The organism is uncultured Thiodictyon sp. (assembly GCF_903946935.1).
GTDB lineage: Bacteria > Pseudomonadota > Gammaproteobacteria > Chromatiales > Chromatiaceae > Thiodictyon.
In genome coordinates this window covers 1-11,551 of sequence record NZ_CAJAXH010000282.1, presented here as the reverse complement: position 1 = coordinate 11,551, position 11,551 = coordinate 1, and the positions used below count along the sequence as shown (strand labels likewise).

Annotated in this window: 9 protein-coding genes and 1 pseudogene; all 10 read left to right on the top strand. The window is 64.5% G+C overall.

From position 1 onward, the window contains the following. Nucleotides 1-311: 311 nt before the first annotated feature. Nucleotides 312-1,475 (top strand): annotated as a pseudogene (ubiH, locus tag QZX93_RS24680) (2-octaprenyl-6-methoxyphenyl hydroxylase); the annotation flags it as partial. 156 nt (nucleotides 1,476-1,631) lie between these two features. Next, on the top strand, nucleotides 1,632-2,882 hold the full coding sequence (locus QZX93_RS24675) for a UbiH/UbiF/VisC/COQ6 family ubiquinone biosynthesis hydroxylase (protein ID WP_295386526.1): 1,251 nt from the start codon (nucleotides 1,632-1,634) through the stop codon (nucleotides 2,880-2,882). A 306-nt stretch (nucleotides 2,883-3,188) separates the two neighbouring features. Further along, a complete protein-coding gene (locus QZX93_RS24670) occupies nucleotides 3,189-4,442 on the top strand; it encodes a 6-phosphofructokinase (RefSeq protein WP_295386524.1) in 1,254 nt (417 codons plus the stop codon). Nucleotides 4,443-4,761: 319 nt separating this feature from the next. Next, nucleotides 4,762-6,768, top strand: a complete 2,007-nt coding sequence (locus QZX93_RS24665; RefSeq protein WP_295386521.1) for a sodium-translocating pyrophosphatase — start codon at nucleotides 4,762-4,764, stop codon at nucleotides 6,766-6,768. Nucleotides 6,769-6,924: 156 nt separating this feature from the next. Beyond that, the gene (ppa, locus tag QZX93_RS24660; protein ID WP_295386518.1) at nucleotides 6,925-7,473 is read left to right on the top strand and encodes an inorganic diphosphatase; all 549 of its coding nucleotides are present in this window, start codon (nucleotides 6,925-6,927) and stop codon (nucleotides 7,471-7,473) included. Beyond that, entirely contained in the window at nucleotides 7,473-7,970 is a 498-nt protein-coding gene (moaC, locus tag QZX93_RS24655) for a cyclic pyranopterin monophosphate synthase MoaC (RefSeq protein ID WP_295386515.1), read from the top strand. Before ppa ends, moaC begins: the two co-directional genes overlap by 1 nt. Nucleotides 7,971-8,028: 58 nt before the next feature. Beyond that, entirely contained in the window at nucleotides 8,029-8,493 is a 465-nt protein-coding gene (locus tag QZX93_RS24650; protein WP_295386512.1) for a bacteriohemerythrin, read from the top strand. Nucleotides 8,494-8,526: 33 nt separating this feature from the next. Further along, on the top strand, nucleotides 8,527-9,159 hold the full coding sequence (gene yihA / locus QZX93_RS24645; RefSeq protein ID WP_295386509.1) for a ribosome biogenesis GTP-binding protein YihA/YsxC: 633 nt from the start codon (nucleotides 8,527-8,529) through the stop codon (nucleotides 9,157-9,159). A gap of 141 nt (nucleotides 9,160-9,300) precedes the next feature. Next, nucleotides 9,301-10,341 carry a site-specific DNA-methyltransferase gene (locus QZX93_RS24640; protein WP_295386506.1) on the top strand — a complete coding sequence of 347 codons (1,041 nt, stop codon included), beginning with the start codon at nucleotides 9,301-9,303 and terminating at the stop codon, nucleotides 10,339-10,341. A 10-nt stretch (nucleotides 10,342-10,351) separates the two neighbouring features. Continuing rightward, the gene (locus QZX93_RS24635) at nucleotides 10,352-11,449 is read left to right on the top strand and encodes a hypothetical protein (protein ID WP_295386504.1); all 1,098 of its coding nucleotides are present in this window, start codon (nucleotides 10,352-10,354) and stop codon (nucleotides 11,447-11,449) included. Nucleotides 11,450-11,551: the final 102 nt, after the last annotated feature.

Sequence of the window (11,551 nt, the reverse complement as noted above, 5' to 3'; positions counted from 1 at the left end):
TACATGTCGGCTTAATAAAATCAGTTGGTTGCCGATTTTATCGAGCCCCATCGAAGTCGGCGCCGGGCCAACTTCGATCTTAGGGTCAGATTATAACAGATTGCGCTGATTGATTTTTTACGGTTTGCTGCCAGGCACTAACTAAATGGCAGTGAGGCCAGGGGAGGGAGCCTGTGCGTCGCGATGGCTTCCTAGGATAAAGTGGGGCGCCCCACGCGAGTCGCCCGTCCGCAACGGCAGGTCGATTCCCATTTGCGTTCATTGGCGTTCATTTGCGGACGAATTTCTCTCTTCGGCAAGCCGGGGCAACCATGCAGCAATACGATCTAGTCATTATCGGCGGCGGGGCGATCGGCGGCTCGCTGGCCTGCGCCCTGGCGCACACCGGGCTGCGGATCGCCCTGGTCGAGGCGGTGGCGGCGGACGCGGCGCTCCAGCCGAGCTATGACGAGCGGGTGCTGGCCCTGTCCTGGGGCAGCCGCCGCATCCTGGAGGCCAGCGGCCTGTGGGGCGCCATCGCCCCGGAGGCCGAGCCGATCCGCCGGATCCATGTCGGCGAGCGCGGCGCCTGTGGCTTCGCCCGGCTCGACCCGGCGGAGCTCGCGGTGCCGGCCCTGGGCTATGTCGCACCCGCCCGGGCGCTGGGGGCGGCCATCCGCCCGGCCCTGGCCGCGGCCCCCGGGGTCGAGCTGCTGTGCCCGGCCCGTCTGGTCGGCCTGGAGGTGCAGGCGGACGCGGTGTCAGTCCGGATCCAGGGCCGCGACGGCGCCATTGAGCTGCGGACCCGCCTGGTGGTCGCGGCCGACGGGGGCGACTCGGCGGTGCGGCGCGCCCAGGGGATCGCGGTGGAGGAGCGCCCCTACGGGCATGACGCGCTGATCGCCACCGTGACCCCGGATCGGCCCCGGTTGGGCTGGGCCTTCGAGCGCTTCACCGACACCGGGCCGCTGGCCATGCTGCCGATGACCGCCGGGCGCTGGTCCGTGGTCTGGACCTGCCGGGAGGACGAGACGGCGGGGCTCCTGGCCTTGCCGGACGACGCCTTCCTGGCCCGGTTGCAGGAGCGCTTCGGCTATCGGCTCGGGGGGCTGGGACAGGCGGCGACGCGGCATGCCTATCCGCTGCGGCTCCTGCTCACCCGCGAAACCGTGTACCCGCGTCTGGTGTTGATCGGCAATGCCGCCCATACGCTCCACCCGGTTTCCGGCCAGGGGTTCAACCTGGGGCTGCGCGACGTGGCCGCCCTGGCGGAGGTGTTGGCCCAGGCCGCCGCCGACGGCGCGGACCCGGGTACGCCGACGGTGCTCGCCGCCTACCAGGCGTGGCGCGGGCGCGACCAGCAGTCGACGGCCGCGCTCACCGATACCCTGGCCCGGGTCTTCATCCCGTCCTGGGCGCCGCTGCGGTTGGCGCGCAATGCCGCGCTACTGGGTCTGGACCTGCTGCCCCCCGCCCGTCGACGGCTCGCCCGGCGCTTCATGGGACAGCCCGGGCGCACGCCGCGCCTGGCCCGGGGGCTGCCCCTGGGTCTGACCCCGACCCCGGCGCCGACCCCGGCGAGCGCGCCGGTGCATTCACCCAATCCGGCCGCTCCACCCCCGGTTCCCGGGCAATCCCAGGACTTCGATGCGATCGTGGTCGGTGGCGGCATGGTCGGCGCCGCCTTTGCCCTGGCCTGCGCCGGCAAGGGGCTCACCATCGCGCTGGTGGAGGCGCGCCCCCCCCAGCGCACCTGGCCGGCCGGTGAGATCGACCTGCGGGTCTCGGCCCTGTCGCGCGCCAGTCAGCGCCTGCTCCAGCGACTCGGCGTCTGGGGGCGCATTGCCGAACTGGGGGCCAGCCCCTATCGGCAGATGCGGGTGTGGGACGCGGTGGGTGGGGGCAGTATCCATTTCGACGCGGCCGACCTGGGCGAGCCCGACCTGGGTCACATCGTCGAGAACCGGGCGATTCAACTGGCCCTGTGGGAGCGGCTGGAGACGCGGCCCGAGCTTAACTTGGTCTGCCCGGCGAGCATCGCCGATCTGCAACGCTCCCCGGACGGCACCCGCCTGGTGCTGGCCGACGGTCGTACCCTGGGTGCCCGCCTCCTGGTGGGCGCGGATGGGCGAGATTCGCTGATCAGGGAACTGGCGCAGATCCCCTCCCGCGGCTGGGACTATGACCAGCGGGCCATCGTCGCCACCATTGCCCCGGCGCAGTGGCACCAGGAGACCGCCAGGCAGCGTTTTCTCCCCACGGGTCCACTGGCCCTGTTGCCCCTGGCCGACGGGCGCTGTTCCATCGTCTGGTCGGCCAGCGGGTCGCGGGCGGATGAACTGCTGGCGCTGGACGATGCGGCGTTTTCCGATGCGCTCACCGAGGCTACCGAGGGCCGTCTGGGGCGGCTGCGCCTGGACAGCCCGCGGGCGGCGGTGTCCTTGCGTCTGGCGCACGCGCAACGCTATGTGGAGCCGGGTCTGGCACTGATCGGCGACGCCGCCCATGCCGTCCATCCGCTGGCGGGGCAGGGCGTCAATCTCGGGTTCCTGGATGCCGCCGAGTTGGCCGCCACCCTGGACTCGGCCCGGGAGCGCCACCGCGACTTTGCCAGCCTGGCGACCCTGCGCCGCTACGAGCGTGCCCGCCGCGGCGACAATCTGTCGATGCTCGCCGCCATGGATGGGCTCAAGCGGCTGTTCGGCACCGACTTGGCGCCGGTGGCGGCGGTGCGCAGCCTCGGGCTCTCGCTTACCGATCGTCTGGGGCCGGTCAAGCGCCTGTTGATGGATCGGGCGCTGGGTCTGAACGCGGGTCTGCCGCCCCTGGCGCGGGCTGGCTGCGAGGGGGCGGGCGAGCCAGTCGCGCCGGTGGCCGGTTCGCCTGCCAATTCAATCTATTAACGGTTCACTCATTTTAGTACTTGGAGCCCGCGGGTATTTTCTGTAGCCTTGTGGGCTGCCGGGGGCTGCCGCGTGTCGTGCGGCCCGGTCGGCCCGTGGTCCGCGCCACCGCAAGGCTGGCGGGTACACGGCCAGAAGAGACAGCGGGTGGGCCTCCATCGGTTGCCGCTGGCCGCCGCGCGGCCCCGGTTGACCATCCGCCGACCGTGACCCAATGCGCGCAGTTCCGCCCGACAGCATGGTTGGCGGGGCGCGATGTTCGGGACACAGCACCAGTTTAAAACCGGAAAGAACGAGGGGAGACCAATGACCGCGAAGAATGCGTTCTATGCACAGTCCGGTGGCGTCACTTCGGTGATCAACGCCTCCGCCTGCGGTGTCATCGAAACCGCCCGCGCCCACCCCGATAAGATCGCCAACGTCTATGCCGGGCGCAACGGCATCATCGGGGCACTGACCGAGGACCTGATCGACACCAACCTGGAGTCGGCCGAGAATATCGCGGCACTGCGTTACACCCCCTCCGGCGCCTTTGGGTCCTGCCGCTATAAGCTCAAGAGCCTGGAGGCCAACAAGCGTGAATACGACCGCTTGATCGAGGTCTTCAAGGCCCACAATATCGGCTACTTCTTCTATAACGGCGGCGGCGACTCCGCCGACACCTGCTACAAGGTCTCCCAGCTCTCCGCGGCGCTGGGTTATCCGGTCCAGGCCATTCACGTCCCCAAGACCGTCGACAACGACCTGCCGATTACCGATAACTGCCCGGGCTTCGGCTCGGTGGCCAAATACATCGCCACCTCGACACTGGAGGCCGCGTTCGATGTGCGCTCCATGAGCGCCACCTCCACCAAGATCTTTGTGATCGAGGTGATGGGGCGTCACGCCGGCTGGATCGCCGCCGCCGGCGCCCTGGTGGCCGATCAGGGCATGCCGGTACTGACCCTGTTCCCGGAGGTCGAGTTCGATCAGGAACGGTTCCTGGCCGCGGTCAAGGCCAAGGTCGAGGCGCACGGCTTCGGCATCGTGTGCGTCTCCGAGGGCTGTCATTACCCGGACGGGCGTTTCCTGGCCGAACAGGGGACCCGCGACGCCTTCGGTCATGCGCAATTGGGCGGTGCCGCCCCGGTGGTCGCGAACATGATCAAGGACGCCTTCGGCTACAAGTTTCACTGGGCGGTGGCGGACTATCTCCAGCGCGCCGCCCGGCATCTGGCGTCCAAGTCGGATGTGGAACAGGCCTATGCACTGGGCCAGGCGGGGGTGGAGTTGGCCATCGCCGGCCATAACGCCATCATGCCCACCGTGGTGCGCAAGTCATCTTCCCCCTATGTGTGGGAGATCGGCCATGCGCCATTGTCGGAGGTGGCGAATGTGGAGAAGTTCATGCCGGCGGACTTCATCACCGCCGACGGCTACGGCATTACGGACAAGTGCCGCGAGTATCTGTATCCGCTCATTCAAGGGGAGGACTATCCACCTTACGAAAACGGCCTGCCCCGCTACGTCACCCTGAAGAACGTCCCGGTTCCCCGGAAGCTCGGCGACTTCGCGCTCTGACCCGGCGGGGCGGGAGGGGGCGCCCCGGCCCCCCGCCTTGCGCCCGGCTTTCTTTACAACAAGGCCCGCTATGAACCCGAGCAGACCCGTGAGTCGATCCCACCCAGTTGCAGCCCAACGCGCGCCGTTGGGCTTGTCGTTGGGCATGGGCGATTCGCGGTATGGCGAGGGGTATCGGACGGGTCGCACTGCCAACCGGGGGTTGCAGTCCCCTGCGGTCTCGAACCGGGTAACGATTTGCTATGGCGTCGGCCGTCCCGCCGTCCCGGCAGTCGCCACCCATACCTAGCTGACTCTTACAACGATCGAGGAATCTTTCATGTCATTCGCTACGAGTTTCGCCATCCTATGCGCCCTGGTGGCCATCGGCTATGGCGTCTGGTCGGTCCAATGGATTCTGAAGTTGCCGGACGGTAACGCGCGGATGCGCGAAATCGCCGCAGCCATTCAAGAGGGCGCTCAGGCCTATCTCAATCGTCAATACACGACGATTGCCGCGGTCGGCGGCGTGCTGGCCGTCCTCATCTGGATCTTTCTGGGATTTCAGACCGCGTTCGGCTTCCTGATCGGCGCCCTGCTCTCCGGGGCCACCGGTTATATCGGGATGTATATCTCGGTGCGCTCCAATGTGCGTACCGCGCAGGCCGCCCATGGCGGTCTGGATGCGGCACTGCAGGTGGCGTTCCGCGGCGGTGCCATCACCGGTCTGCTGGTCGTAGGTCTGGGGCTCTTGGGTGTTGCGGGCTATTACGCCATGCTGGGCGGTGCCGCCGGCGATCAGGACCAGATCCTGCACGCGCTGGTCGGTCTGGGCTTCGGCGGTTCGCTGATCTCCATCTTCGCCCGGTTGGGCGGCGGTATCTTCACCAAGGGTGCCGACGTGGGCGCCGACCTGGTGGGTAAGGTCGAGGCCGGCATCCCCGAGGATGACCCACGCAACCCGGCGGTCATCGCCGACAACGTGGGCGACAACGTGGGCGACTGCGCCGGTATGGCCGCTGACCTCTTCGAGACTTATGCGGTGACCACCGTCGCCACCATGCTGCTGGGCTGGCTCCTGGTGAAAGACACCAGCGCGGTCATCTACCCGCTGGTCCTGGGCGGCGTGTCCATCGTCGCTTCCGTCGTCGGCACCTTCTATGTCAAGGCGACCGAGGGCGAGAAGATCATGAACGCCCTCTATAAGGGCCTGATCATGGCCGGCGGTATCGCCGCGGTGGCCTTCCTGCCGGTGACCATGATTGTGCATCCGCTGCCCACCTTTGGCGCCAACGTGTCGCTGTATCTGGCCGCCCTGGTCGGTCTGGGCCTCACCGCCGCGCTGGTGGTGATTACCGAGTATTACACCGCCACCGAGTACGCCCCGGTGCGTCATATCGCCGCGGCTTCACAGACCGGTCATGCCACCAACATCATCGCCGGGCTGGGCGTCTCCATGAAGTCGACCGCCGCCCCGGTGCTGGTCATCTCGCTGGCGATCCTGCTGTCTCATTGGCTCGGCGGACTCTATGGCATCGCCATTGCGGCCACTGCCATGCTCTCCATGACCGGCATCATCGTTGCACTCGACGCCTATGGCCCGATCACCGACAACGCCGGCGGCATCGCCGAGATGGCCAAGATGGACGAGAAGATCCGCGGCATCACCGATCCGCTGGACGCGGTGGGTAACACCACCAAGGCCGTCACCAAGGGCTATGCCATTGGCTCCGCCGGTCTCGCCGCCCTGGTCCTGTTCGCCGACTACACCCATGCGCTCGGCGGTACGCCGGACTTCAGCCTGAACAATCACATGGTCATCATTGGCCTGTTCATCGGCGGTATGGTGCCTTACCTGTTCGGCGCCATGGCGATGGAGGCGGTTGGACGTGCGGCCGGCGGTATCGTCAACGAGGTCCGTCGTCAGTTCCGCGAAATGCCGGGCATCATGAAGGGCACCCAGAAGCCGGATTACTCCCGCGCGGTGGATATGCTCACCAAGGACGCCATCCGTGAGATGCTGATCCCGTCCCTGCTGCCGGTGCTGTTGCCGATCCTGGTCGGCCTGATCCTGGGCCCCATCGCCTTGGGCGGCATGCTGATCGGCACCATCGTCACGGGTCTCTTCGTGGCCATCTCCATGACCGCCGGCGGCGGTGCCTGGGACAACGCCAAGAAGTATATCGAGGACGGCAACTACGGCGGCAAGGGTTCGGAGACCCACAAGGCGGCAGTCACCGGCGACACCGTCGGCGACCCCTACAAGGACACCGCCGGCCCGGCCATCAACCCGCTGATCAAGATCATCAACATCGTGGCGCTGCTGCTCGTTCCCTTGATGAAGTGAGTCCGGACGGCCGCCGTGAATCCCGGGTATTGGGATTTTCGGCGGTCTCCTGGACTACAATCGGCGCATCAGGCGCCTGGAGTAAGGACCCGCAAGGGTCCTTTGCTTTTTTGGACATCCTTTTTTCCTCCTTCAGAACCCACCCGAGGTCCAGTCATGGATTTATCCAAGGTATCCCGCGGCGCCAATGTGCCGAACGAGATCAATGTCATCATCGAGATCCCCTCCCACGCCGAGCCGGTGAAGTACGAGATGGACAAGGAGACCGGGGCCATGTTCGTGGACCGTTTCATGTCCACCGCCATGCACTACCCCTGCAACTATGGCTATGTCCCCCACACCCTGTCGCTCGACGGCGACCCGGTGGACGTGCTGGTCCTGGCCCCCTATCCGCTGATCCCGGGCTCGGTCATCAAGTGCCGGCCGGTCGGCGTGTTGACCATGACGGATGAGTCCGGCGACGACGCCAAGATCCTGGCAGTGCCGATCGACAAGCTCTTCAAGGGCTATCACCACGTCGAGAGCTTCCGCGACCTGCCCATGTTTCTGCTCGAGCAGATTGCGCACTTTTTTGAACACTACAAGGACCTGGACCAGGGCAAGTGGGTGCGCGTCGGCGGCTGGAAAGGCCTGGATGAGGCCAAGGCGGAGATCCTGGCCAGCGTGAAGATGTTCGAGGACGCACCGGAGAAGCCGGCGTTCTAGTGCTGACCCACTTTAACGCGGCGGGCGAGGCCCACATGGTGGATGTGGGCGACAAGCCCGCTACCCGCCGCGTGGCGGTCGCCGAGGGCCTGATCCGCATGGACCCCAAGACCCTGGCGCTGATCGAGCAGGGCGGGCTCCGCAAGGGCGATGTGCTGGGCATCGCACGCATCGCCGGCATCATGGCCGCCAAGCGCACCGCGGACTTGGTGCCCCTGTGTCACCCGCTGGCGTTGAGCCGGGTCGAGGTGGCGCTGGAACCCCGCGCGGCGGAATCGGCGGTATACTGCCGGGCCACGGTCGAGACCAGGGGGCAGACGGGGGTCGAGATGGAGGCGCTGTGCGCCGTCCAGATCGGCCTCTTGACGGTCTATGACATGTGCAAGGCGGTGGACCGCGGGATGACCATCACGACCGTGCGCCTGATCGAGAAGACGGGCGGTCAGTCAGGTCCATGGTCGCGCACACCGGAGGAAACCCAGGCAGGACTCCCTTAACGAATCGATGGGCAACCCGGCGTCGGTACGCTACGCCGCATGGTCCCAAGAGGTCAGCATGGGACAGTTCATTGAATGGTCCGACGCCTTGAGCGTGGGGATCGACGAAATCGACAATCAGCACAAGCAGCTGGTTGGCTTGGTTAACGATATGCACGAGGCGATCCAGACCCGTCAGAGCGCTGACGTAGTGCGCGACGTGCTCGCGCAACTCGCCGAGTATACGCGGGTCCACTTCGCGGCCGAGGAGGGGCTGATGCGCATCATCGACTACCCGGGCTATGAAGCGCACCGGGCCGAACACCAGGAACTGATCCGGGGCGTGACTGAGTTGCAGCAGAAGGTGGATGCCGGCAAGAGCACCATCGGTTTCGAGCTGATGCACTTTCTCAAGAGTTGGCTCACCGATCACATCATGTGGAGCGATCAGCAGTATGTCGAGTGCTTCATCGACGTTGGGGCCAAGGCCGAGATCAAGCAAAAGTCATGGGCCGGGCGCCTGCGCGATCGACTACCTATCTGATGCCTTCGCGTCATTGTTGAACTTAGGTTATTAATGAATTCATTTTATCAGGGTGCGCGCTTCCTCACCGCCGCGACCCGTATCGACCAGGCGCCCCCGGATGAGGGGCACGAGGTTGCCTTCGCCGGCCGCTCCAATGCCGGAAAATCCAGCGCCATCAACGCTATCTGTCATCAGCGCTCACTCGCCCGCACCAGCAAGACCCCAGGTCGCACCCAATTGCTGATCTTTTTCAACCTCGATGATCAGCGCCGTCTGGTGGACCTGCCGGGCTATGGCTATGCCCGGGTCTCCGAGGCGATCAAACTGGAATGGCAGGCGCACATGGCGACCTATCTGGAGCGCCGTCAATCCCTCTCCGGGCTGGTCATCGTCATGGACTGCCGCCACCCGCTGGCCGACTATGATCGGCAGATGCTCGCCTGGGGCCGCCGCGCCAATCTGCCGATCCTGTTGCTACTCACCAAGGCCGACAAGCTCAAGCGCGGCGCCCTGCTCGCCACCGCGCGGGCGGTGGAAACCGAGGCCGCGCGACTCGCCGGCAAGTCAGCCGGCCACCAGGCCGCCAGCGTCGATGTACTGACCTTCTCCGCCATGGAGCAGGCTGGCGTGGAACCGGTGCAGGCGTGGCTCGACGGGCGGCTTGAGGTCGCTTATCCGGAGTAGTTCAAGAAACGAGGAGCTAACATGGAAAGCATCGGCGGGGCCTCGGGCTTGGCGGAGGGTTACGCGCCGACCTGGAACGGAGTAGGCAGGAGTATACTGCTAGCCTGATCGCCGCAGGACTTGCACGTGCTTGAAATACCGATGACCACAGCCGATTCCGTTCAGTTACTCGAAACCGATGCGCTGACCGGCCTCCGAAGCCTACCCGACGATTTAGTCCAGGTCGCACTCACATCCCCACCCTTTTACTTGCTCCGACGCTACGGGACTGTCGCTACCTGGCCGGACGGCTGGGAAGGCGAACTTGGACATGAATCCCATCCCAATGAATTTGTGCGCCATTTGCTCCACGTCTTTGACCAAGTGTGGCGCGTACTGAAGGACGACGGCTGCCTCTGGGTCAACCTGGCAGACACCTACAATAATCGTCAAGGCAAGAAGGGCACGACCAACGCCCCCGACGGTTCCAAAGGCCGCTTTGCCGCGGGCGGAAAAGGCTACGCGGAATCGTTGCGTCAACAGCCAGAGTTTTTCAAGCACTATGTTCCCAATATCGGACACAAATCCGAGATGGGGGTGCCATTTCGCTTTCACCTTGCCATGACCGATTCGGAGTTCCGCACCTTTGTCGGTGCCCCGCCTGGGCCACAGTGGATCTGCCGGCGTACCATCATCTGGGCAAAATCGCTGGTCAACCTCGAAACCCAACAGGCCCGGGGTAATGCCATGCCCGAGCCGACCCTGGATCGCCCGTCCCGCAACTACGAATTTCTATTTCTCTTTTCTAAGCGGCCCGATTATCGTTTTGATCGCAAAGCCATCGACATCCCCGCACGCTCCAGCGTGCGACGCGGGGATCGGGCAAATTGCGGATCGGTATGGCAAACCGCAGCTGAGGTTATGTCAGATAGTGACGAGTGTCCTGATGGCCTGTGGCAAATCAATCCCGAGGCGTCGCCCTATCGGCATGTTGCGATGTGGCCGCAGTCTCTGGTCAGACAAATGTTGCTTCCTACCACGAGACCCGGCGATACCATTCTGGACCCCTTTGCCGGTAGCGGCACCACGGGACAAGTGGCGGTCGAGCTTGGCCTGAACGCCGTTCTCATCGAACCTTCCGCCATGGCCAGGGATGCACTGTCCGACCGGCTTGACGGGCTTAATCTGCCACTGCCGTTGTGACACGTCGACCATGAGCATACCCGACCAACGCAACGAGCGTGAGACGATCGAACGGGTATTCGGAGCGGAGAATCGCGCACGCCTTCTGAAGCGATATTTCGATGCGAATGATGCAATCACGCCGCAAGACGCCTGGCGCCACGTGTACCGACTCTTGCTCTGGATCGATCGCACTACCGCACTCGCCCACTGCTATGAGTCGGATAAGGCCCAGCCTGGCCGGGCCTGGTATGAGCGTAGCCTTGCCTTTCACGATTGGTTGGCGACCGCTCTCGGTTTGGCGCCTGCCGAACTGGGCGACACTATCGATTGGCTATTTCGGGAAGCCATCGGCGACCTCGCGAGTCAGGCCCTGGCCTCCCGTAGCGAGGCCTATGAGAAGCAACGCGCGCCTTACGCCGGCAGAGGCTTCCCTGAGCCGGGCGAGGATCCCGATTTGGTGGGAATCATTCGAGACATGCTGGCCCCATGGATGGATCGACGGCCACCCGACGACGAGCTGCGTAAACTGACGCGGCGCATTCATGCGCACCTGAGCCAGGAGAACAAAAGACGAAATCTTGTCGGCGAAGGATTCGAAGATGTCATTGCCGCGGTTGTCTCCCGCCTGACCGACACCACTCGCCATGAGATTCGCAACCGCGCTGTTCTGCATGAACTGCCGGGTTTCCACGCACCGGCACCGAACGAAAAGATCAAGAAGGTCGATCTCGCCATCATCGGCCCAAGACAACGAAACCTGATTAGCGCTAAATGGAGTATCCGTGCGGATCGTGAAGAACAGTTCCTGAGTGACTTTGAAGCGTATGCTCGGTTGGAATCGGCTGGGCAGAATTTTTCCTACACCCTGATTACCAACGAGTTCGACGCCGCGCGCCTCAAAGCCGCCTGCGAGCGCCGCAGGCAGAATGCGCTACTATTCACGCATGTCGTCCATATCAATCCCAAGGGGATGTTGGCGGCCTACGGGGAATCGGGCCGCGGGGCCGCCAAGCAGATACGCACGCACGTTGAGACTGGGCGGCTCATGGACCTGGCAACTTGGTTGGAGGCTGTGGTTTTTCTTGATTTAGGCGATTTCCATATAATAGTTTCCCTGCTAGAATAGCAATGTTCCCAACAGATCGACCCACCAAGTGCATCTATGTTATCCGAGACCGAAACGGTTGTGCTGCCTTTGCTTCCCACGCAAATCGAAGACCTGAGATTT

What these genes read in the sequence shown, in the direction of transcription:
- QZX93_RS24640 (WP_295386506.1), top strand. Translation starts at nt 9,301, where the DNA reads ATGACCACAGCCGATTCCGTTCAGTTACTCGAAACCGATGCGCTGACC.
- QZX93_RS24670 (WP_295386524.1), top strand. Translation starts at nt 3,189, where the DNA reads ATGACCGCGAAGAATGCGTTCTATGCACAGTCCGGTGGCGTCACTTCG.
- QZX93_RS24635 (WP_295386504.1), top strand. Translation starts at nt 10,352, where the DNA reads ATGAGCATACCCGACCAACGCAACGAGCGTGAGACGATCGAACGGGTA.
- QZX93_RS24665 (WP_295386521.1), top strand. Translation starts at nt 4,762, where the DNA reads ATGTCATTCGCTACGAGTTTCGCCATCCTATGCGCCCTGGTGGCCATC.
- yihA (WP_295386509.1), top strand. Translation starts at nt 8,527, where the DNA reads ATGAATTCATTTTATCAGGGTGCGCGCTTCCTCACCGCCGCGACCCGT.
- ppa (WP_295386518.1), top strand. Translation starts at nt 6,925, where the DNA reads ATGGATTTATCCAAGGTATCCCGCGGCGCCAATGTGCCGAACGAGATC.
- QZX93_RS24650 (WP_295386512.1), top strand. Translation starts at nt 8,029, where the DNA reads ATGGGACAGTTCATTGAATGGTCCGACGCCTTGAGCGTGGGGATCGAC.